We start from the raw sequence: 22739 nt of genomic DNA, 5'->3' as shown, positions 1-22739 counted from the left end.
AGGTCGACGCAATGACACGTGGGATACAGATTCGAAGTGTGATGGTGTGGATCGCGGGTCTGCTGACGGCTTGCGCAGGCGCCCCGCCGCCGCCGACACAACCACCAACACGTACCACCACAACCGCGCCGGTTCAGACTGCCGCAAGCGTGCCCCCAGCACCTGTGGCGGGCTTGCTCAATTCCGACCGTGTGATCGTTGGTGAAGGCGATTGCCGCACGCTGCGCCACGCCGTGTACCAGCGCAACGGCTTTGTGGAGATCGAGATCGACAGGCCCTACTCGGGACGCTGCGGCTTCACCGACCTGGCCTTGGTAATCGACGACATTGCCGTCCCTGGTCCCGCAGCCGTGTCTGCATCGATCAAGACCAACGACCAGGGCGTTCGCTACTGGGCCGACAGGCGAGGCACCCTGTTCTTCAAGTACGGCAAGCCGCTGGATCCGTCATTGCTGAAGGAGCGCGCGCGCTTCGGTTTGGCGCAGCCCGTGTGCGGATGGGGCGAGCGCTGTCTCACCGATGCAGGCCTGCTGCTCGCCAAGATCGACGTTGGGCAGTTGCTACAGGAAGGGGCCATCCGCGCGGCGTTGGAGTCTGACGATGACGCATCGCTATTGAAGACCTACAGCGCCACCAAGGATCCGCGCGTGCTGGAGGCACTGCTGCGGCGGACCGGGCAGGAGAACACGGTCGAGCGTGCGTTGTCCATCCATGGCGTCGAGTCATCGCCAAAGGCGCTTGCCTTGGCACAACGGCTGGCGCTCGAGGGGCGTCGCGTCGACTCGCTGCTGAAAGTCCATGCCATCAACAAGCGCCGCGAGCTGCTGAGCGTTGCGCATGATGCAGCCACCACAGACGCAGAGCGGGCCCAGGTGGAACTGCTTGTGATGCAGTCTCTGCAGGACAAGCTGTTCGACTTCAAGGCGACTCTGGCCGGCACTGGGCGCGTCGACGCCAACGACAGCAATGTGGTCATCGCCCGCGTCGTCGAGACCAAGCTTCGCGCCCTGCTCAGCTTCAGCGGTCAGCTCCGCACCGACATCTATGCGCCGCGCTTCGACTACGCGGTCGATGGCGTGCTCATCCTGGTGGCCCACGGCGTTCAAAGCGGCGAGCGAAATTGCGGCTTCCTGTGGGGCGACAAATGCGAAATCAAGGACGAACCCACGAGTCGCAGCTTCGAGTACCCCGTCTCGCTCGTCTTCAGCCGCAACGGCCAGTACCGGGTCAGCGGCAGCCGCGACATCGAGTGGAAGTCGATCTCCGGCGGCTCGGGTGCCGCCAGTGGGCTGCTGATGGGCGGCACACGCGTCTTCAAGGCCGATGGACGGTTCGACATGCAGTTTCAAGTGAAGTCCTTGAAACCGCTGTAAGCGCCGCCAACGGACATCCCATGGAAAGGAAATCACTTTGAGGACGACTCTCACCGCGGGAATCACGCTGCTTGTGACTGCTTTGCCCGCCTCGTCGGCCTGGGCTCAGAGCTACCAGATCGGCAGCAACGTGCAATGCCAGGAGCAAACGCAGGGCTGGTTCCGGCACAGCGGCTCCTGCAACCAGGCCGGTCAGCTGCAGGGCCATGGCATCGCGTCGATGGGCGACATGCTGCTCATCGGCGAGTTCGCCAACGGCTTGCCGGATGGACCGCAGCACGTGTTCCATGTACGCAAGCCCAAGGAGGATCTGGGGCAACAGATCAACAGCACGGTGGAGTCGGCTCAGCGTGTCATCAGCCGAACGAATGGCAAGCCCTTCGAAAGACGAGGCCTGGCCTGTCTTGTCAACTTTCGCGAAGGGCAGCCCGCCGACAACACGATCGCCTGCAATGGCGTCGTCGCCAAGGCGCGCGCAGGTACGGTCAGGATGGTGAAGGTCAATGGGCGCGTGCGCCTGGAGATGGATGAGGCTGACATCGCCGGACAGTCCTACAAGTGGACCGCGCGCACGCTGGCCTATGACGAGAACGGGGCTGTCGATCTCAGGGTGTCCGGCCACCATGTCGACGTGACCGGGACCTCCCAGTACCGGCATGACCCCTTCAGTCTGTCTGGAACAGCACAGGCGGCCAGCCTGGGTGTGGTGCATTTCAAGAGCGGCTTCAACGAATTCATCCGCGCCACTTTCGATCTCAAGGCAGTGAATGGCACCCTGGTCTCCCCGCAACGACGCCAGGATTGGCCCCACCATGCAACGACGCCAACCCTCTCGGTGGCCGGCCGCTTCGACTTCCAGATGGAGAACACCTCGGCTGCCGTGCTGTTGAACTCGGTCCGGCCGGACAAGACATCGACCAGGCCGCTCACCAGCGACTACATCTATCGCCTCCAGACACCCGCAGGGAACTTCATGGCCGCCTTTTACGAGCATCGTGAGCAATGGCGACAGTCTCCCGTCCACTATTTCAAGTCCGATTCGCTCGAGTTCGATGCCAGCGGCTATGAGCTCTGCCTGCGTCAGATCTACTCCAACAGCTCACGGGAGGCTGAGCCGCTGGGCACCGCCTTCATCAGCACCGAGCAGATCAGCGGCAGGGACCATGCGACCTTTGAGATCGGCTTCGTCCCACGCTGCGGCAAGGTCACGGACAAGTCCGGAAGAAGCTTCGCCGGCTTGTTCGACAGCAAGGGGCGGCCTCTGCCGAATTGACATGCGCACCTACAAACACATCGCCTGCTTCGCCCTGCTGTATGTATTCGTCAGCGTCTCTGGCCAGGCCAATCCCGTCGATGACGCCTACCGCAAGGCAGACGCCCGCTCGGGCAACAAGGTCGAACTGAGCGTCGCTGCATCAGTCCGCAGCGACATCGCGCGGGCCCGGAGCGCACTGGGCGCCCAGGTGGACGAAACGGACCGGCGCAACAAGCAGCGTCAGGCAGAGCAGGCGGCCGCAGGCCCCAGCAGCACCAACAGCAACCCTTCAACAGCAGCCACGGGCAGCGCTTGGAAGATCGTCAGGCAGTACGAAGGCGGCTTCTCGGAGTTCGGCTTCGACACGCGGCACACCATCTTCGTGGTCCGCTGTCGCAGCGGCGCCGAGCACAAGCTGTACCGCGACAAGAACGGCAAGTGGGGCAGCGTGGGAGCTGGGTTCAACAACTCGGCAGCGTCCCTGGAAATGGCAGCGAGTCAGAAATGCAACTAGCAGGGGCGCATCGCTGAACCTGTCCAGTCTCCGTTCATTTGGCGTATGAGGCGTCGCAGCCGACAAGCGACGCCGCCCAACTGCCCATTGAACTCAGGCCCCGTCAGCAACATTCGAAGGACTCGTGAACCCATGAAAGCCGTCACCACTTTGCTTGCCGCGTTGATCACACTGACCTCTTCCGTCTTCGCGCAGGGTATCAAGCTCGAAGCCAAGAGAGACCGGTTCTCCTTGAAGCCAGACAAGCAGGTTGGCGCCGTCGTCGTCGACCATCAACAGAAGCTGGAATGGATGTCTTGCTTCGTTGGGCAAGAGTTGCGTCAGGACCAATGCACGGGCACGCCACAGCGCATGAACTGGTTTGATGCCGAGGCAGTCTCAAAGCAGGCAGGCAACGGCTGGCGGCTGCCGGGTCGGGAGGAGCTGATGTCGATCATGGCCAGGCAATCCTGGCATGAGCGCCTGACGCATTTGAGCCCGCACTTCCACGGCCAGAGCTCCAAGGTTTTCGTGTACTGGACCGCGTCCAGAGTCACGAACATGACCAACATGCACTGGGTCGTCAGCGGCAAGGAGGACCTGGAGAACCTGACAGGGAATCGCGGCCGCTTTGACCTCATCGGCAAGGACGAAGAGGAGTACGAGGTCCGGCTGGTCAGGAATGCGAAGTAAACGCCAGGCCCCGAGAGGTCCGATTCGATAGGCCTGATGTTCCCGCGCGTGGCCCCTCTCAGCAAAGGGTGACGCAGCGGCAGCCGCTGGCGATGCGCCCAACCGTGCTTTCTCCTTTGCACTGAGGGAGGGCGATGTGCTGGTCGGCGCAGAGGTTCCTGAACCCAGCTCGGTGGCCCTGACTGGCATTGGGGCACTGGGGCTGTTGCTTGCGATGGCGAGGCGGCGAATGAGGTCGAACGCCGGCCCGCACTCTGCGGCATCGGGGTCTCGGCGCGCTCAGGCGCGTCGTTCCCGGCTCCGTCCATGAACATGCAAGGCCCTGCACCCCTGCCAGCGCCCAGCCGGCCCGCAATCACTTCCAGTCGCTCAAGCCGTAGCGCGTCAGCAGGCGTGCCAACTGGCCGCTGCGGCGCTGCTCCTGCACCGCATGGTCGAGCCTTTCGGCCAGTTGCCGGGCCTGGGGATGGCGCGGGCTGAAGCCCACGTAGACCGGACCTGCCGCCTGGCAGCCCGCCTGGCGCACCTTGGCTCCAAGGCCCAGCTGGAGCAAGACATGCTGCATCACCTGCGCATCCTCGACCACGGCATCGAGCCGGCCCAGCGCCAGATTGCGGGCATTGACCTCAGCGGGCCGGGCACCGCCTGTCACACGGATCCGGTCCTTGTAGGCGGGGTTCTGCAGCCATGCACCGATGGGCCCGTCGTACTCGTAGCCGGCCACGATACCCACCGACTTCAAACGGTCCAGATCCTGGCGGCGCAAGCTCCGCACAGACGAGGTCGTGGCAACGAACAGGCAGTCCGCCGCCATGCCGGCAGGCTCCCGACCAACCACCAGCCCGAAGCGCTCTACCCCGGACGAGGTGACCACCAGGGCCACGTCAGCGCGGCCGTCGGCGGTTTCCGCCAATGCCCGCTCCCAGGGCACGACGCGGTAGTCGAGTGCATTGCCGGGCGGCAGTGCTGCCTGCAGCAGCTCGATCACATAGCCAGGCCGCGGGCTGCCGGGTTCGCAGTTGTAGGGGCACCAGGGATCGGCCAGCACGCGCAGCCTGACCTCCTCCGCCAACACCGGGGGAGCGAACCAACACATCGCACTGGCCAGTGCCCACCCCAAGCTGCGTCGCAAGTGAACTCCTGCAGAAACGGCCCCGCGAGCACCGCACGGCCGGATCCAGACATTCTTGGTATTGACTTGCCGTCGCACAAGCGGGCGAGCCCCTACTCGGTGATACCCCTCAGGCCTCGGCCGGCGACAATGCCGCCATGAGCCCCGCCGCGCCCCGCTCCCGCCTGTCCCTCTACCTCGACCTGATCCGCTGGGACCGCCCGGCCGGCTGGCTGCTGCTGCTGTGGCCCACCCTCGCCAGCCTGTGGATTGCCGCCGACGGCTGGCCCGGCTGGCACCTGCTCGCCGTGTTCACGCTCGGCACCATCCTGATGCGCTCGGCCGGCTGCTGCGTCAACGACGTGGCCGACCGCGACTTCGACAAGCATGTGAAGCGCACCGCCAACCGGCCGGTCACCAGCGGCGCTGTGTCGGTCAAGGAGGCGCTGCTGCTGGGGGCAGGCCTTGCGCTGGTGGCCTTCGGCCTGGTGCTGACGACCAATGCCACAACCATCATGCTGTCGTTCGCGGCGCTGGCCGTGGCCCTGGTCTACCCCTACGCCAAGCGCGTGGTGGCGATGCCGCAGGCGGTGCTGGGTGTGGCCTTCAGCTTTGGCATCCCGATGGCCTTCTCGGCCTCCCTCGGCGGCACCAGCTTCAGCCTGGAGGCGCTCAACGCCGCCGTGCCGCTGTCGGCCTGGGCGCTCCTGGTGGCCAATCTGTTCTGGGTGCTGGCCTATGACACCGAATACGCGATGGTGGACCGGGACGACGACATCCGCATCGGCATCAAGACCTCGGCGCTGACGCTGGGCCGCTTCGATGTGATCGGTGTGATGGCCTTCTACCTGATCTACCTCGCCGCCTGGACCTGGCTCGGCCTGCGCTTCGGCCTCGGCAAGTACTTCATCGTCGGCGTCGTCGTTGCGGCCGCCCAGGTGGCGTGGCACTACTCGCTGATACGCGAACGCTCGCGCGAAGGCTGCTTCAAGGCCTTCCGGCAAAACCACTGGCTGGGGTTCGCGGTGTTCGTGGGGACGGTGGTGGACCTGGCGCTGCGCTGAGCGCTCAGGGCAGGGCTTCGTAGCTCAGGCGCGAAAACCTCACCTGGCCCTGCCCCGCCGCAAACAGCGCCGGGCGCAGGCTCATGAAGCCGCCCGCCACGTTGTGGTGGTAGCCCGAAACGTCCATCTGCGTGCCGAACTTGTGCCAGGTCTTGCCAGCGTCGGCGCTGCTGTGGATCGTCATCACATGGCGCTGGTTGGTGATGCGCAGGCGCAGCTTCATTCCCAGTCCGGCCGGCTTGGCGCTGGTGCGGATTTCCTGGCCGTAGCGGTAGAGCACGATGCCGCGCTCATTGATGCCGACGCCGGCAAAGAGCTTGTCGTTGTAGAACAGCAGCGCGCCGCCTTGGGCGGCCTCGTCGATGTCGAGGTCGACCTCGAAGCGATAGGCGGTGTCGCCGGTGATGAAGCTGAGTGGCGAGCTGTCGGCCGGTGACTTGCCCTTGGCGCTGAGCGCCATCACGCCATCGCCATGGCTCAGGCGCTGGCGTTCGTTGGCGCCCGCGGCGAAGAAGCTCCATTGCAGGCCGAAGCGGTCGGTCTTGAAGTCGTCCGACAGCGCCAGGCCATGCGGCGGCCGCTCGCTCTTGCCATCGGGTTTGGCGATGGGCTGGCCGATGTCCTGATTGCTCGCCTTGAACCAGCCGTCAGCCGTCCATTCGATGGGTTGCAGCAGCGTCTGCCGGCCCAGCGTGTGGAAGCCGTTTTCATAGCCGTGCAGCACCATGTACCAGGTGCCCGGCTTCGGCCCTTCGACCGGGGTCGCGTGCCCCTTGGACCACCACTTCTCCGCCGCTGTCACCGTGCGCGTGATCGGGTTGTAGGGCGAGTTCTCCCATGGGCCGTGGATGGACCTGGAGCGGGCCGAGACGACCATGTGGCTGGTCGGCGGGCCGGCGGTGCCGCCCAGCGCCAGCGTCATGTAGAAGTACCCGCCGCGCCGCATCATCTTGGGTCCTTCCTGCGAGTAGCTCTCCACGTCCCATTCGGGCGGGTACCGCCAGCCCTCATAGACCTTCTCGAGCGGGCCTTCCACCTTCATGCCGTCGTCGCTGAGCTTCAGGCGGCCGCCTCCGGAGACAAAGAGATAGCGCTTGCCGTCTTCGCCGACGATGTGGCCGGGGTCGATGCGGTCGTTGCCGAGTGGCACCGGTGGGGTCCACGGGCCATCGATGCTGGCCGCGCTCATCACGTAGATGTTGTTGTTGCCGGGCTTCTTGGCCGGCACGTAGAGGTAGTAGCGACCGGCATGCTTGGTGAGCTCGGGCGCCCAGACGCTGCCGATGTAGTCCTTCAAGGCGCTGACCCGCGGCGTCCAGTTCACCAGGTCGCGCGAATGCCAGATCGTGAGGCCGGGGTAGGTCTCGAAGCTGGAGTGCACCATCCAGTAGTCGTCGCCGTCCTTCAGGATGCTGGGGTCGGGCCGGTCGCCGGCGAGGATGGGGTTCAGGTAGCGGCCGTCGCCAAGGTCGGCGCGGCGCTGGCCTTCGATGCCGCGCGCGTTGTCGAGGCAGGGCCGCAGATAGGGGTTGCCGGGGGTGGCGGCGCAGTCGGCCGGTTGCGCGCAAGCGGATGCCGATGCTGCAAGAAGCAGCCCGGCGGCCAGCAGCCCGAGCCGCATTTCAGTGGGCCTTCTGTTTGACGAACAAGGACGCCCAGCCTGCTTTCGGGCTCATGTCGACGAGGTTCCACTGCGCCGCGTCGAAGGCCCGCCGGGTCGGTGCATAGAACTTGCCATGCGGATAGCCATGCGCGTTCTGCAATTCCGAATCGATGATCTGGCCGCGGCCCTCGGCCACGTCGGACAGCAGCTTGAAGTCGATGGGGTCGCGGTCCCAGGGCCGTGCACCCACCGCCAGCGGCAGCTCGGCTTCCAGGGTGGCCACCGGATGGATGCGGATGTCGGGCGGCAGGTAGGGCTTGTCGGCCTTGAGGATGCGCGCCGTGCCGGCCGTGTAGACGCCGGTCTGCGCCACCGGCTTGCCGACCTCGTCGACAGCGAGGTTGTCCTGCAGGAAAAGCTCCACGTCGCCATGACCGCCCAGCGCGAACAGCGGCGTGTTGGGGCGCGTGTCAGGCCCCTGCCGGTAGGCGTTGCCGATCAAGGTCACCTTGCCCGGCTGGAAGGGCCGGCCGGCCCACTCATGGGCCACCAGGTTGTAGTGCACCGCCTTGCCGCCGGGGTTGTAGATCAGGTTGTTGACCATGGCCGCATGCACGCCGCCCTTGAACAGCGCATTGCGCTCCATGTTCGAGGCGTAGATGTTGGCGTAGAGCAGGATGCCGGTGGCGTTGTCGTGGATCAGGCTGCCCTTGGAATGCTCGCCCTTCTCATGCACCGAGTTGGCGAGGCCCTCGTAGATCAGGTTGTGGCTGTAGGTGATCTGGTGCGCGGTGTTGCGGCGCCAGTCGTCCGGCTGGTCGCCGCCGTTGAAGCGCGGGCCGCCGACCGAGAGATTCTCATCGGTCGCCCAGGACAAGCTGCAATGGTCCACGATCACTTGGGCTGCCGCGCCTTGCGTGGAGATGCCGTCCTGGTCGGCTCCGCCCTTCTTGGGCCGGCCGAACTCGCCGGGCCGGAACATCAGGTGCTGGATGATGACCTGGCTGGCGCGGATATTGGTCTCGCCCTTGATCACGGTGATGCCCGGCCGCGGTGCCGTCTGGCCGGCGATGGTGATGAAGGGATGGCGTACCAGCAGCTGCCGGCCCTGCATGTCGATCACGCCGCCGACCTCGAAGACCACGATGCGCGGGCCCTCGGCCTCGACCGCCTCCCGCAGCGAACCCGGGCCGGACTCGGCCAGCGTCGTCACCTTGATGATGCGGCCGCCCCTGCCGCCCTGGGTGCCGACGGCCCAGCCGCTGACATCGAAGCTGGCCGCATTGATGGCAACGCCAGGCACCTGGGCTTGCACGGGAGCCAGCACTAACATCGCTGCGACAGCAAGCAAGCCTTGGATCCTCTGCTTCATATCGCTACCCCCATGAAACCACTCATGAATCTGAAACGCTGTTTCGGTATTCTGATTCATGCCCCGGAGCTTTCGAAACGGTAGTGACCCTGAGGGCGCGGAGACCATCATGAAGATCCCCAAGACCAGCGCCCTGATGCTGGCCCTGCTCGCCGGCCTGAGCAGCCTGGGCGGCGTCGTCCAGGCCCAGACCCTGCGCGCCGCCGACATCCACAACAGCGACGACTACCCGACGGTGGTGGCGGTCAAGCGCATGGGCGAGTTGCTTGCCCAGCGGACCGGCGGCCGTCTGAAGATCAAGGTCTTCAACAAGGGGGCGCTCGGCACCGAGAAGGAGAGCATCGACCAGGTCAAGGTCGGTGCGCTGGACATCGCCCGGGTCAACGTGAGCCCGATGAATGCGATCTGCGCCAAGACCCTGGTGCCCACCATGCCCTTTCTGTTCCGCTCGGTGGAGCACATGCGCCGCGCGCTGGACAGCGCGGCCGGCGACGAGATCCTGCGCAGCTGCGAGCCGCAGGGCTTCGTGGGCCTGGCCTTCTATGACAGCGGCGCCCGCTCCATCTATGCCAAGAAGCCGATCAAGACCGTGGCGGACGCCAAGGGCCTGAAGATCCGCGTGCCGCAGTCCGACCTCTGGGTGGCCATCGTCAGCGCCATGGGCGCCAACGCCACGCCGATGCCGCTCGGCGAGGTCTACACCGGCCTCAAGACCGGCCTGATCGATGCGGCCGAAAACAACGTGCCCTCCTTCGATGGATACAAGCACTACGAGGCGGTGAAGTACTACTCGCGCACCGAGCATTCGATGGCGCCCGAGATGCTCCTGATGAGCAAGCGCTCGTTCGACAAGCTCAGCCCCGCCGACCAGGCCCTGGTGCGCGCCGCGGCCAAGGAATCGGTCGCCTTCCAGCGCCAGAAGTGGGATGAGCAGGAGGCCAGGTCGCTGGCGCTCGTGAAGTCCAAGGGCGCCGACGTGGTGGACGTGGACAAGGCCTCGTTCCAGGCGCAGATGGCGCCGGTCTATGCGAAGTTCATGAACACGCCGGACCTGCAGCGCCTGGTCAAGGCCTTGCAGGACGTGAAATGAGCGAGCCTGATCAGCAGGCAAGTCCTGACCCTTGGCCAGCGACGCAGATACTCACGCGCGTTTGCGCCGGGCTCTCCAAGCTGGCGCTGATGGCCGCCGTGCTCGGCCTGATCCTGGTGCTGGTCTGCGTGCAGGTCCAGGTCATCGGCCGCTATCTGTTCAATGATTCGCCGACCTGGACCGAGGCGCTGGCCCTGCTGCTCGTGCTCTACATCACCGCCTTCGGCGTGGCCGTGGGCGTGCGCGATGCGGGCCATATCGGGCTGGAGTCGCTGCTGGTGCTCCTGCCCGAGAAGCTGCGCCTGAAGCTGGAAGTGCTGATCCACGCGCTGGTCGCCCTGTTCGGTGCGCTGATGCTGGACTCAGGCTGGACCTGGACCACGCTCAAATGGGACGAAGCCAAGCCGATGCTGGGCGTGCCCGAGGGAATGGACTATCTGCCGCTGGTGATTGGTGGCGGCTTGATCGTGCTCTTCTCGATTGAACACATCGTGGCGCTTCTGCGCGGCCGCAGCGTGGAGCCCGCATGGAACTAGCAATTCTCGGTATCAGCTTCGCGCTGCTCCTCGTCCTCGGCGTGCCCGTCGCTTTCGCCATCGGCCTGTCCTCCATCGCCACCATCATCGCGGCCGACCTGCCCGTGGCCATCGTGTTCCAGAAGATGGTCGGCGGCATGCAGGTGTTCTCCTTCCTGGCCATTCCCTTCTTCGTGTTCGCCGGCGAGCTGATGCTGCATGGCGGCATTGCCGAGCGCATCGTGCGCTTTGCCAACAGCCTGGTGGGCCATGTGCGCGGCGGCCTGGGCATGAGCAATGTGCTGGGCTGCACCTTGTTCGGTGGCGTGGCCGGCTCGCCGCTGGCCGATGTGTCGGCCATGGGCTCCGTAATGATTCCGCTTATGAAGAAGGAGGGCTACCACGCCGATTACGCGGTCAATGTGACCACGCACGCGGCCTTGGTCGGCGCCTTGATGCCGACCTCGCACAACCTGATCATCTTCGTGTTGGCGGCCGCGGGCATCGCCTCGGTCAGCGTGTTCAAGCTGATCCTGGCGGCGCTGATCCCGGCGCTGATACTCACCATCGCCAACCTGGCCGCGGCCTACGGCGTGGCGGTGAAGCGCGGTTATCCGGTGCACGGGCCTTTCCCCGGCTGGCCCGCGGTGCTCAAGGCCTTCGGTGCAGCACTGCCGGGCCTGCTGGTGGTGGTGATCATCCTGGCCGGCATCCTCTCCGGCGTGTTCACCGCCACCGAGTCGGCCGCCACGGCGGTGTGCTGGGCGCTGGCCGTCACCGTGCTGGTCTATCGCTCCTTGAGCTGGCGCGGCTTCCTGGCCGCCTGCGCCAAGGCCTGCAAGACCACGGGCGTGGTGCTGCTGCTGATCGGCATCTCCTCGGCCTTCGGCTACTTCATGGCGCTCTACGAAGTGCCGCAGCAGACCGGTGAGCTGATGCAGTCCTTCACCAGCAGCCCCTGGGTGATCTTCCTGATGGTGAACGTGCTGCTGTTCCTTCTCGGCACCTTCCTGGACATGTCGGCCACCATCCTGATCTGCACGCCGATCTTCCTGCCGATCTGCCAGCAATACGGCATGGACGCCACGCAGTTCGGCATCGTCATGCTGATCAATTGCGCGCTCGGCCTGAACACGCCGCCGGTGGGCACCACGCAATTCGTCGGCTGCGCCATCGGCGGCATCTCGGTGGGCCAGGTGATGCGCTCGATCTGGCCCTTCTATGGCGCACTGATCGGCACGCTGCTGCTCGTGACCTATGTGCCGGCGTTCTCGCTGTGGCTGCCGGGCTTGCTGGGCTGAGTGCCAAAAGGCGCAAGGGCTGGACAGCCCGCATGCTGTCCAGCCCTACATGACTGCGCCGCCGCCTTGATGGGCCCGCTGTCCGCCGGAAGGAGAGATAGAAACGGCGGTGCGGACTTCTCCTCAAGCCCCCCGAACGCTCACGCGAGCGGGGGGACGGCGTCCCCGAGCAATGACGTTCAGATCAGCGCACGGCCGGCCAATGGGCCTGCTCCTCTTCGCTGTCCAGCAGACCCATCTGCGGGCGCGTGCTCTTGGCGCCGCCGGCCTTGGGGTCGAGCGCCTTGTCGGTCAGCTCGGCCAGTTCGGTCCAGTGGGCGCGGGTCGTCGAGTCGCCGGCTGTGCGGCCGCGTTCGGCGAACTGCTTGCCCAGCAGGCGCAGCTCGGCGCGCACGGCGGCACGGCCGTCGTCGTAGCTCGAACCCTCGACCTTGCCGGCCAGCACATCCACGTAGCTGCGCTGCAGGTTGCGGCGGGCCGGCGTCGGTGCCGCGCCGCTCTTCAGCTCGCCAAGCACGCCGCCGCGCAGGTCGGCCAGCATCTGCTCGATGCGGTAGGCCTTGTCGCCGTACAGCTGCTCCTGGCCCGACATGCGGCCCAGGATCTCGCTGCTGAGCAGGGTGTTCAGGACGCCACGCTGGGTCGTCACCAGCAGGCCGGTGCCCACACCCGGGGCCAGGCGCTCGGTCACGGCCGTGTCGAGAATCCAGTTCGGCGTGGCGAACAGCTGCTCGTTGAAGAAGGCCACGGCACGTGCCTGCTGGGCCTTGGCTGCAGGCTTGCCGATGGCGCCCGGCTGCGAGCCCGCCTTGGTCTGGAAGTCATAGCCGCCCAGCAGGGCAGCCACATGGACCAGTTCCTTGGTCCACTGGCCCCAGACGCCCTTGTAGAGGTCGGCCAGGTCCTTGTTGCTTTCACCGGCACGCAGCGTCATCTTCGGCAGCATCTTGACGAGGCGCTGCAGGTTCTTGGTGCCGAGCGTCGTGGCCGTGACCGCATCGGCATCGCCCACGGCTTCCATCACCGTGCCGTAGTCGCCATTCATGGGCGCCTGGAAGCGCAGCCAGGGCTTGCTGTCCTGCTCGCGGGCCCAGCTGTCCAGCACCAGCTTCTCGTCCTGCGGTGTCTTCGCGCTCGGGATGGGCGCGTAGCCCCACTTGGTGGCGAAGATGTCGTAGGGACCGACCTTGGGGATCAGCAGCGCCGGGTCGATCTTGTCTTCCGGCTGCACCAGGTAGTTCATGCGGCTGTAGTCCATGATGGACGACACATGGCCCATCTCCTTGAGCCACTTGGCATCGCGCAGCTTCTCGATCGGGTACTGCGAGCTGGCCTTCATGTTGTGCTGGAAGCCGAGGGAATGACCCACTTCGTGCGTCACCACATAGGCCACCAGGTCGCCCATCAGATCGTCCGGCAGCGGCAGCTGCTGCGCACGTGCATCCACCGGCCCGGCCTGAGTGATGTACCAGTCGCGCAGGATCTTCTGGATGTTGTGATACATCACGATGTTCGCGTTCAGAATCTCGCCGCTGCGCGGGTCGCTGAGGTGCGGACCATAGGCGTTGGGAATCTGCGATGGCACCCAGCGGATGATGCTGTAGCGCACGTCTTCGGGGTCGAACTCGGGGTCCTGCTCCTTGGTCGGGAACGGGCGGGCCTGCACCGCGTTCTTGAAGCCGGCGGCCTCGAAGGCCACGTTCCAGGCCTCGATGCCCTTCTTCACATAGGGCACCAGCGCGGTCGGGGTCGACTTGTCGATGTACCAGACGATGGGCTTGACCGGCTCGCTCACGGCGGCGTTCGGGTCCTTCTTCTCCAGACGCCAGCGCGTGATCATGCGCTCACGCTCGATGGTGTGGCGGTCATGGCCGTAGTCCGTGCGGCTCTCGTAGAAGTAGCCGACACGGTCGTCCATCAGGCGCGGCATCATCGCCACGGCCGGCAGCTCCACCAGGTTGTAGGAGATGCCGAAGGTGGCCGAGCGCGCCGGCCAGCCGGCTGGTGCCGGCGCCGGGCCCATCGGGCCGTTGAGCATCATCGGCGCCGAGTAGGTGTGCACCGCATCGACCCGCACGCTGCCGGGGAAAGCGCGCGTGGTGTCCACATAGCTGCGCTGTGCGTCCAGGCCCGTGCCCTTGACCATGCGGCGGGCGCTGAACTCGCCGACTTCGCTCTGGAACAGGCGGCTGACCTCGATCACTGGCGAGCCGTCGGCCGCGAAGGCCTCGACATTGAAGCTGGCCAGGATCGCATCGCGCTGCGAGTTCTTCACGGCCTCGGCATTCGGTCGGCCCGCGTCGGCCGCGAACGAGTGGTCGACCTGCTGGAAGAAGACCTTGTTGCCGCGCAGGCTGAAGCGCACCACGTCCTGGGCCAGCGACTTGCCCACATGGTCCACATCGGAAGGCACCGAGGTGGCGTTCGCCACCATCAGCAGTTGCTTGCCGAGCAGGGCCTTGGGCACCTCGAAGTACAGCTTGGTCTTGACTTGGTGGACCGTGACCAGGCCCTTCTGGGTCTTGGCGTCCTTGGTGATGACCTTGTCATAGGCCTTGGGCTCGATTTCGGGCGTAGCGGCGCCAGGGCCGCCCGGGCGGGCGGCCGAGGCGGCGCCTTCGGCCGGTGCCGGCGGTGTTTCCTGGGCAAAGGCCGCGCCGAGAGCGAGCGAGAGCAGTGCAGCCAGCGGCAGGCGGCGGATGTGAGAAGACTTCATGGTGTTCATGTCTGCTTGTTGGAGAGGGAAGCGTGAGAGGTGTGCTGGCAATGCTCAGAAGCGGCGGCGCAGCGTGAACGTGTAGCGCATCAGCCGCGGGTCGACCGAGCTGTTGACCTGGCCCGTCGGGCTCAGCGGCGGCGCCACGTCGGTGGCATTGATCAGGCCGAGAGAGATGCGCGTGTCGCCCATCAGCCGGCCGACCAGGCCCTGCTTGTCATGCCAGCCGCCGTTGCCGAAGTCGTACCAGACGTTGGTATTCCAGGTCGTGGTGCCCGGGTAGTCGACGATGGGCGGGAACAGGCTGACCGGGAAGCCGCTCTGGCGGATGCCGGTGACGCTGACACCGGCGCCGCGATAGGCCCAGGAGACGGTGGCCACCACACGCTTGGGCTGCAGGCGTGCATTGGTGTAGGGGCTTGGCGCAGCGGCCGGCGTGGCAACGACCTCGAGCTTGTCGGTGCGCGTCATGCGGCCGTTCAGCGAGAACTCGCCCCAGCTCGAACGGATCACATAGCGCAGCGAGTAGTCATAGCCCGAGGCCTGGTACTTGGAGATGTTGCGCGAGGTGAAATCGACACCGGTGATCTTGCCCGCCGTGTAGCCGGCCGCTGCGTCCTCGGGCGTCAATGCGGCCCGCGAGTAGGACTCGGGGAAGTACAGCATGTACTCCTGGCGGCTCAGCGAGCCCACGCGGTCCAGGATCTTGGAGCGCCAGCGGTCCACCGAGAACGACAGCCCCTTGGTGGCCTCGAACGGCGACTCGATCTGCAGGCCGACGTTGTAGTGCACCGACTGTTCGGGCTTCAGGCTGTTGCTGCCGCCCAGGGTCGTGGGCAGCGTGCCGATGAAGGGCTCGTTCTTGCGATACAGGTCGATCAGCGCGCTCGAGCCCGTGGCCGGCACGGTCATATTGGTCACGTAGCGCGGCCGCGTGATGTCGATCAGGTAGGGCACGCGGAAGGCCTCGTTGCGCGAGCCGCGCAGCGACATCCACGACACCGGCTTGTACTGCCCGCCCAGCAGCTTCTTGCTGGCCGCACCGAAGTCGTTGTAGCTGTCGCGCCGCACCGCGCCGCTGATCGAAAGGCTGTGCACCAGCGGGATGCGCAGGCTGGACTTGGGCGAGAGCAGCGGCACCGAAGTCTCGAGGTAGCTCGAGTTGGTGATGCGGTCCTGCTTGGGTTGGGCCGCCTGCGTGGTGTCGACCAAGGTGCTGTCGGTCACGTTGGTGAACTTGACCGAATCGACGCGGCGCTCCAGGCCCACCGCCAGATTGACAGTGCCGGCTTGCAGCCGCCAGGCCGGGCCATCGAGGCTGAAGCTGTAGGTGCGGGTGACCGGCGTGTCGTAGCGTTCGTCCTTGTAGTAGGCCGACTCCAGCACGCCGGCGGCGTTGGGCGCCGCGCCTTCATTGCCGACCAGCGCATAGCTGTCGTGCAGCAGCACCGGCGGCGTCGCGCCGTTGATCAGCGCATTCATCCTCGGCGCGTAGAACTGGTAGACGCCCTCCGGCAGCGAGGGCTTGCTGCGCGCGTCGGCAAGGTTCAGGCGGTAGCGCCAGTCCTTGGGCAGGTCGCCGCGCAGGCCGATCGAGGTCGACTGCTGCTCATAGGTGTAGTGCCGGATCGGCGTGCCCAGCTCCCACATGTACTTGTAGATGCGGATCGGAACGCCGAAGGGGTTGCCCTGATAGCCAGCGGGCAGGGTGTAGCCCGACAGCGCCACTGGGTCGCTCTGCGCCTCGGATTCGTTCTTGGACCACATGAAGTCCGCATAGACCTGGGCCCAGGACGAGAACTCGTACTCGGCATGCGCGGTCGCGGAGCTGCGCTTGTACTCGTTGACGGCGTTCAGGACCTTGCCGGCGTCATAGCGGGCCGTGATCGGTGCGTTCAGGTAGTCGGCGATGCTGGCCGTCTTGCCGTTGGCGCCGGCGGGAATGTAGGCCGTGTTCTTGCCGATGCCCGGCAGGTTGCCCGTGACGGCCTGCACATAACCGCCCATGGGCAGGTTGTTGGCCGTGCCATCGCTGCCGCCCAGCCAGCGGCGGTCGTCCGTTGCCAGCCAATCGCGGTCGCGCAGCGCCAGCGCATTCTGGGTCTCGACCGAGACCGAGGCGCGGGCCGAGAACTTGTTGTGCCGGAAGGCGTGCGAGATGCCAAGGCGGTTGTTGGCCGCGTCGGTCACCATGGTGTTGTCGAGCGCGTACTCGACCTCGGTGCCACGGTAGCGCTTGCGCGTGATGATATTGACCACGCCACCCACCGCATCGGCGCCATAGATCGCGCTGCCGCCACCCAGCAGCACTTCCACGCGTTCAATGGCAGACATCGGGATGCCGGTGGCCTCGTACGCTTCGGCCACGGTGCGCGAGCCGGTGCGCGGCAGGCGCAGGCCATCCACCAGGATCAGGGCATTGCCCTGGCCCAGGCCACGCAGATTGAACAGCAGGCGGCCGTCCGGCGCGCCCCGCGAGCTGTTGCCGTCGAAGCTGGCCGAGGCACCGACCGAGAGCTGCGGAATCAGGTTGCGCAGCTCGGCCAGCGTTGTCACGCCGGAGCGCTCGATGTCCTGGCGGGTCAGCACCTCGACCTGGTTGATGCCCTGCTCGCCAACGATGGAGCGCAGGTGCGAGCCGGTCACTTCGACCGGCGCAATGACCTCGACCTTGCGCACCACGAACTCGTTGGTCGCGACCAGCTGGCCCAACGAGAGCCGGGTGTTGGCCAGCAGCTCACGCATGGCCTGCACAAAGGTGTAGTCGCCGTTGATGCGGTTGGTGCGGATGCCGCGGAGATCCTCGTCCTTGAACTTGATGCTAACGCCGCCCAGTTCCGCCATCTTGCGGACCGTCTCGACCGCATCACCCGCGGCCAGTTCAAAACGCTGAACGCGCGCCGCCGGTGCTGCGGCGGCTGCGGGTTTTGGGCTTGAGTCGGCCTCCGGTTCGGCAGCGTCGGTGGAGCCACTGGCGGCCCCCGAGCCGGCTTGCGCACCCGAGGCGCGCGGCGACGGCGCGGCCGCCTGGCGCAGCGTGGCGGCGTTAGGGCCGGTCTCGACGACTTGCAGTCCGCTGCCTTCCAGCATGCGGTTCAAGGCGTCACGGGGATGCATCGTGCCGCTGACCGGCTTGCTGGTCAGGCCCCGCACCAGCTCCGGTGCATAGAGCAGCTGGAAATTCTGTTGCTTGACGAACAGCTGCAGCGCTTGCGCAGCAGGTTGGGCGGGAATTTCAACCAGCCGCGCTTCGGTGGCGGCGGGGTTCTGGGCCTGAGCATGGGCTTGGGCCGTCAGCATGAGGACGGCAAGCGCCAGCGGATGGCAGGCAAAACGGGGGCTACGCGACACAGGGGACTCCTGGGGCTTGTTTGTTGATCTTGGAATGGCGTCGTCCGGGACTAGCGGATACGACGCGCGACGCACGATTCACCCCCACAGGGACTAACCCTTAGGCCTCAAAGTGCCTTCGCCGATCTGCGGGGAGACGCCAAGCGGCACATTGCGGACTCTTGCCTTCTTCCTCGAAGGTACGTCGAAGATCAGGCCGCCAGCGGGCACCCCTTCGCTCCTGTCCCCCGTCACCGGCCTGCGGCCGGCGCCTCCTCCTTTACCTCGCTGCGGGGCACCCACTGCCGTCCTGCTCCGCACCACCGTGGCCTGCGCCGGGTGGCAGGCGCAGGTTCGGCCGAGGGCGTCGGGTGAGGGTTTGGGCGAGGTAAAGGAGGAGGATCGGGCGAAGCCCGGTCCGGGGGACAGGAGCTCAAGCCCTCACCCGATGGCCTCGGCAGCGCGAAAGAAGGAACCAGCGTGTGGCTGCTAAGTGCCGTTAAGAGACGCACCCCGAAGTTCGGCGATGAACCTCAAGCAAGCCCTGGCGGTCAGTCGACAAAGACTTGCGCAGCTGAGTCTGAGTTTCAACCCCGGCTGATCAGCCAGCGCCCCTGGTGCTGGCGCACCTTCAGGCCGAAGCCCTGCTCCAGGCTGCGCAGGAACACGGCCACGTCGGTGGTGGCGAAAGCGCCCGAGATGCGCATCTGCTGCAGCGCCGAGTCGGTCAGCTCGATGGGCTCGCTGCTGTAGCGATTCACTTCTTCGAGCGCAGCGGCCAGGCTTGAGTCGTCAAAGACGATGCGGCCCTGCTGCCAGGCCAGCTTGCGCTCGAGCTCGCCCGGCTTGGCGGTGGACAGCAATGTCTGCTGCGCCTGGTCCAGCGCCACCTGGCCGATGCCCAAACGCAAGGGCTGCTCGCCCTTGCTTTCGGGTGCATCGGCCTTGCGCAGCTCGACCACGCCTTCGTAGACGGTCACCTCGACGCTGCCATCGCGATGCTTCTGCACCAGGAAGCGCGTGCCCACGGCGCGCACCACGGTATTGCCCACCAGCACCTCGAAGGGGCGGTGCTTGTCCTTGGCCACGTCGAACAGGCCAACGCCGCGCTCCAGCACCACGCGCCGACGCTGGCCACCATAGGCCACGCCCAAGGACGAGGCTGCATTGAGCTCGGTGCGCGAGCCGTCGGGCAGCAGCACCACATGCTGCTGACCCACGGCCGTGCTGTGCGAGGCGGCGAAATTCGTGTCGTCGTCCGCTTGCCAGGGTCGCAAGACCATCAGGCACAGGGCCAGCGCCAGGCCGGTGGCAGCGGCACCACCCCACACCCATGGACGTTGCGAGCTGCGGCGAGCGGCAGGCCGGGCCGAGGCCGGTGCAAAGCTCGCCTGGCTGGCGGCCGCCCAGATCAGGGCGTGCTCGTCGAGCAGGCGTGCATGGCTGCTGTCTTCGGCCAGCCAGTCTTTCAACTGCTGGCGCTCGGTGGCGCTCAGGTCGCCCGCGTCGATGCGCGCGACCCAGCGACGCGCTTCCTCGGCGGCGCTGGCGCCGCCACCTCGTTCGAAATCAAGCACCTTGGCTTGCATCAGCGTACTTCCTTGCGTTGCAGACCATCGTGTTCAGCCATTGCCTCATGGCACAGCTCCAGCGCGCGGGTGATGTGGCGTTCCACAGTCTTGGTCGAGATCCCCAGCTGGCTGGCGATCTCGGCATGCGAGAGATTGTCGATCTTGCGCAGGCGGAACACCTCCAGGCATTTGGGCGCCATGCGTTCCATGGCGGCCTCCACGGCCGCCACCCGCTGGCGGTTCTGCAACAGCGTTTCCACGCTGGGCCCCGTGTCTTCAACGCGCAAGTCGTCCCAATCCCCCACAGCGTCGGTGGCCCGCGAGGTGCGCTTGCGCAATTCACTCAGCGCCAGGTTGCGCGCCACCGTGTAGAGCAAGGCCTCGCTGACCGGCGTCTGGTCGCCCAGCTCGGCCGCGTAGACGCGCAGAAAGGCCTCCTGCGAGACCTCGGCCGCCTCGTCCGCATTGCCCAGCAGGCGCTGGACATAGCGCTCCAGTGCCCGGCGGCGCGCGCGGTAGATGTCGAGGAGGCTCATGGGGCGGCGACTATATGCGAGCGGCCGGGCCTTGCAAAATTGCAAGCCGCTGTGGCTCGCACATCACGGCACGCGCCGCAGGTCCGGGCCGACCAGGCCCACGAGCAGCGCGCGCCCATCGGGCAGCACCCGGAACTCGCCATGGCTCGCCGCCCGGAACTTGGGCTCCTGGCCTTCCTGGAAGTACCAGGCATCGCTGACCAGGGTCCAGCGCCCATTGACAGGGCTGAGCTCCAGCAGCAGCTGGCCCGGCCCGGCCGGCTCGCCGGCGCGCAGCAGGCGCGGCTCGACCAGCACGCCGCGCTCATCCAGCCGGCCGGCAATGCGCGGTCGCGGCTGCCACGGCAGGGCCAGCTCCGCCACCGGGGGTATCGGCGGCAGCGCGTAGTTGAGCCGCATGTAATCGCCCTGGATCAGCGAGCGAGGATCGAGCGGCGCCAGCTTCACATAGACGGCCCGGCCCTCGGCGATCAGCTGCTCCTTCTGCCAGATCAGGCCATTGACCACGCAGAGGCTCAGCAGCGCGCAAGCCGGCAAAGCCCAGCGCGCCGAGGCACGGGCCGGCGCGATGGCCGGCTGCGGCGCAGGATCGCCTTGCCGGGTCAGCCACAGCCACGCGCCCAGCAGCGCACCGGCCACCACCAGCACCAGGGCCTTGTCGCTCAGCGGCAGGTCCAGCCGGTAGTAGAAGCTGCCCAGCACCCACAGGGCCGCGGCCGCCGCGCTGAGCGCCAGCACACGACGGCGGCGCACCAGCGCCAGGCTCAGCAGCAGCAGGCAGCCCCCCAGCGCCGGCAGCCACCAGCACAGCGCGACCCCCAGCAGGCCCGGCAGCAAGAGCCTGGGCAGGCGCAGGACCGGCCAGGCTTTCAGCAAGGCAGCAAAGGCCCAGGCGCTGGCGAGCACCGACAACGCTGCCGGCACGCGCCAGAGCATGGGCGAGAGACCCGATTCGACCGGCGCGTTCAACTCCCGCGCAAGACCTGACCCCAGCACACCAGCCGCCATGAAGCTGGGGCCGGACAGCCAGACCAGCGCCAGCAGCAGCCCCATCGCCCAGCCCCGCAGCACCGGCTCCAGCAGCGCTGCCAGCGCGGCACCCTCGGCCCGCTGGCCTCCGTGATGGACCAGCGACTGCGCCAGCGCCCAGGCCGCCAGGGCCAGATACACGGCCCACCACAGCGGCAGCATGGCGCCGCGAGACCAGCTCGCACCCGGCAGCAGGCCGATGCACATGAACACCGCAGCCATGCCCAGCAGCAGCCGCAGCCAGTGGCGCGGCAAGGCCAGCACCAGGCCCGCGCAGATCGCCAGGCCGGCCACCAGCGCCAGGCGGAAAGGCAGGTCGCGACCCAGCGCGAAGCCCAGGCTGCAAAGGCCGACCAGCAGCAGCGGCAGGGCCAGCTGCTCCAGGAAGAACGCGGTGCTGCGACCCCGCAGCAGGTTCGCCGACCCGACGACCAGGGCCAGGCCGAGCACATAGGCTGTCGGCCCGTGCTCCCACAGGCGACCGAACAGCAGGGCCAGGAAGATCAGCAAGGGCACGGCAGACAGCCAGGCGCCCAGCGCCGTGAGCAGCTGCACCGGCCACGGGCGTGCCGCTTCGGGGCGGCTGGCACCAGCGGGGACAAGACCCTGTTGCTGCGCCTGTTCGAGCCAGGCCGGCAAATTCACGGCGCTCATCGCTGGCGCTCCTGCGCTGCCGTTGCAGCACCGGCAGGGTCGACAGGATCGGACGGCTCGCCCGACCCCTCGGGCCCCCGCATGCGGCGCAATATCAGCTGCACGCTGGCCGTCAGCAGGGCGGCTGCGACCAGGCCCAGGACCAGCATGGTGCCGATGGGCTCGCCTCGCTGGCCCACCAGCAGCAGCCGGGCCAGGCCGCACACCAGCAAGGTGTCCAGGGCGAGGGCCTGAGCGCTGAGTGCATAGACCTCGCGCCACTGCCAGGCCGCGGCCAGCCCGCCCGCCAGCACCAGCAGGCCCAGCCAGAACTGCGGCTGCACACGGCTGGCAAACAAGCCGCCCAGGGATGTGGCCGAGAGCGCGGTCACGCCCAGCAGCACCGCGGCGCGCCAGGCCCAGGGCTCCGCTTGCTCGCTGGCCGGCTTGAGCGCCATGGCCACGCACAGCAGGACAAGGGCAGCAAAGCCGCAGGCGTGAACACCCAGGGTTCCGGTCTCAAAGTCCCAACGGAAGCCGGCGTGGGCATGCACCCAGAGGCTGATGGCCGTGACGACGACCAGCACCCACGGCGTCCAGACCAGCTCGCTGCGCGCGCCCCAGCAAAGCGGCAGTGCCAGGGCCGACCACAGCGCGAAAAGCTGCCAGGCGTCGGCGCCGGTGGGGTAGGTCTGGCCGAACAGCGCCAGCAGGCCACCCAGGCTCAGCAAGGCCAGCAGGCCCAGCGCGCCGCGCCAGGCCGGGCGCGCCCACGCCGCCATCAGGCTGGTGGCCAGCAGCAGCTGCAGGAGGGCGAAGCGCGCACTGCGCGGCAGCTCGGCCCAGTTCGCGGCAACCCACATCATCACGCCCAGGCCCAGCAGGCCGGCCGCCAGACCGGCCGCACCCAGCCGCAGACGCTGCAGCACATCGCCCGGCGGCTGGCCGAGCCCGCTCAGGAACCACAGGCGCTGCGCCCGTGGCCGGTCCAGGCCCTGCTCGGCCGTCCAGCGGTACAGCTGCTCATGCAGACTCATGCAAGCTCCCCAGAATG

Annotated in this window: 18 protein-coding genes; 9 read left to right on the top strand and 9 right to left on the bottom strand. The window is 66.8% G+C overall.

Features of this window, described 5'->3' with window-relative positions:
• Nucleotides 1-149: 149 nt before the first annotated feature.
• The 5 genes from ABT392_RS20170 (at nt 150) to ABT392_RS20150 (ending at nt 4124) form a co-directional block, all read left to right on the top strand.
• Nucleotides 150-1373, top strand: a complete 1224-nt coding sequence (locus ABT392_RS20170; RefSeq protein ID WP_334277833.1) for a hypothetical protein — start codon at nt 150-152, stop codon at nt 1371-1373.
• 220 nt (nt 1374-1593) lie between these two features.
• Nucleotides 1594-2646 carry a hypothetical protein gene (locus ABT392_RS20165; protein ID WP_395384766.1) on the top strand — a complete coding sequence of 351 codons (1053 nt, stop codon included), beginning with the start codon at nt 1594-1596 and terminating at the stop codon, nt 2644-2646.
• A 1-nt stretch (nt 2647) separates the two neighbouring features.
• Nucleotides 2648-3142, top strand: coding sequence for a hypothetical protein (locus ABT392_RS20160; protein ID WP_395384767.1), 495 nt, complete (start codon nt 2648-2650; stop codon nt 3140-3142).
• A gap of 132 nt (nt 3143-3274) precedes the next feature.
• Nucleotides 3275-3814, top strand: coding sequence for an Lcl domain-containing protein (locus ABT392_RS20155; protein ID WP_395384768.1), 540 nt, complete (start codon nt 3275-3277; stop codon nt 3812-3814).
• A 136-nt stretch (nt 3815-3950) separates the two neighbouring features.
• Nucleotides 3951-4124: a PEP-CTERM sorting domain-containing protein gene (locus tag ABT392_RS20150; RefSeq protein WP_395384769.1), complete on the top strand. Its 174-nt coding sequence runs from the start codon at nt 3951-3953 to the stop codon at nt 4122-4124.
• A gap of 45 nt (nt 4125-4169) precedes the next feature.
• On the opposite strand, the gene ABT392_RS20145 is transcribed toward ABT392_RS20150, so the two are convergent.
• A complete protein-coding gene (locus ABT392_RS20145; protein ID WP_395384770.1) occupies nt 4170-4910 on the bottom strand; it encodes a substrate-binding periplasmic protein in 741 nt (246 codons plus the stop codon).
• A 173-nt stretch (nt 4911-5083) separates the two neighbouring features.
• Here ABT392_RS20145 and ubiA point away from each other — a divergent pair, with 173 nt between their 5' ends.
• Entirely contained in the window at nt 5084-5989 is a 906-nt protein-coding gene (gene ubiA / locus ABT392_RS20140; protein WP_395384771.1) for a 4-hydroxybenzoate octaprenyltransferase, read from the top strand.
• Nucleotides 5990-5993: 4 nt separating this feature from the next.
• Here ubiA and ABT392_RS20135 read toward each other — a convergent pair whose 3' ends face one another.
• Together ABT392_RS20135 and ABT392_RS20130 are read right to left on the bottom strand one after the other, a co-directional pair.
• A complete protein-coding gene (locus ABT392_RS20135; RefSeq protein WP_395384772.1) occupies nt 5994-7610 on the bottom strand; it encodes a family 43 glycosylhydrolase in 1617 nt (538 codons plus the stop codon).
• A 1-nt stretch (nt 7611) separates the two neighbouring features.
• Complete coding sequence (locus ABT392_RS20130; protein WP_395384773.1) at nt 7612-8925, bottom strand: pectate lyase family protein; 1314 nt, start codon at nt 8923-8925, stop codon at nt 7612-7614.
• 148 nt (nt 8926-9073) lie between these two features.
• On the opposite strand from ABT392_RS20130, the gene ABT392_RS20125 reads away from it, so the two are divergent.
• The 3 genes from ABT392_RS20125 to ABT392_RS20115 are packed head-to-tail and all read left to right on the top strand — an operon-like array spanning nt 9074 to nt 11870.
• Nucleotides 9074-10054, top strand: coding sequence for a TRAP transporter substrate-binding protein (locus ABT392_RS20125; RefSeq protein ID WP_395384774.1), 981 nt, complete (start codon nt 9074-9076; stop codon nt 10052-10054).
• A 47-nt stretch (nt 10055-10101) separates the two neighbouring features.
• A complete protein-coding gene (locus ABT392_RS20120; RefSeq protein ID WP_395386803.1) occupies nt 10102-10590 on the top strand; it encodes a TRAP transporter small permease in 489 nt (162 codons plus the stop codon).
• Nucleotides 10581-11870, top strand: coding sequence for a TRAP transporter large permease (locus ABT392_RS20115; RefSeq protein WP_395384775.1), 1290 nt, complete (start codon nt 10581-10583; stop codon nt 11868-11870). Before ABT392_RS20120 ends, ABT392_RS20115 begins: the two co-directional genes overlap by 10 nt.
• 184 nt (nt 11871-12054) lie before the next feature.
• Here ABT392_RS20115 and ABT392_RS20110 read toward each other — a convergent pair whose 3' ends face one another.
• From ABT392_RS20110 to ABT392_RS20085, 6 genes are all read right to left on the bottom strand, one after another.
• Entirely contained in the window at nt 12055-14586 is a 2532-nt protein-coding gene (locus tag ABT392_RS20110) for a zinc-dependent metalloprotease (protein WP_334277843.1), read from the bottom strand.
• A gap of 54 nt (nt 14587-14640) precedes the next feature.
• Complete coding sequence (locus ABT392_RS20105; protein WP_395384776.1) at nt 14641-17937, bottom strand: TonB-dependent receptor plug domain-containing protein; 3297 nt, start codon at nt 17935-17937, stop codon at nt 14641-14643.
• A 566-nt stretch (nt 17938-18503) separates the two neighbouring features.
• Complete coding sequence (locus tag ABT392_RS20100; RefSeq protein WP_395384777.1) at nt 18504-19505, bottom strand: FecR family protein; 1002 nt, start codon at nt 19503-19505, stop codon at nt 18504-18506.
• On the bottom strand, nt 19505-20023 hold the full coding sequence (locus ABT392_RS20095; RefSeq protein ID WP_334277846.1) for an RNA polymerase sigma factor: 519 nt from the start codon (nt 20021-20023) through the stop codon (nt 19505-19507). The genes ABT392_RS20100 and ABT392_RS20095 overlap by 1 nt, the downstream gene beginning before the upstream one ends.
• 63 nt (nt 20024-20086) lie before the next feature.
• A complete protein-coding gene (locus tag ABT392_RS20090; RefSeq protein ID WP_395384778.1) occupies nt 20087-21706 on the bottom strand; it encodes a GDYXXLXY domain-containing protein in 1620 nt (539 codons plus the stop codon).
• The gene (locus tag ABT392_RS20085; protein ID WP_395384779.1) at nt 21703-22722 is read right to left on the bottom strand and encodes a DUF2157 domain-containing protein; all 1020 of its coding nucleotides are present in this window, start codon (nt 22720-22722) and stop codon (nt 21703-21705) included. The genes ABT392_RS20090 and ABT392_RS20085 overlap by 4 nt, the downstream gene beginning before the upstream one ends.
• Nucleotides 22723-22739: the final 17 nt, after the last annotated feature.

Origin of the sequence: Paucibacter sp. JuS9 (assembly GCF_044043925.2) — a bacterium.
GTDB lineage: Bacteria > Pseudomonadota > Gammaproteobacteria > Burkholderiales > Burkholderiaceae_C > JAUASW01.
This window is presented reverse-complemented; position numbering and strand designations above follow the sequence as displayed.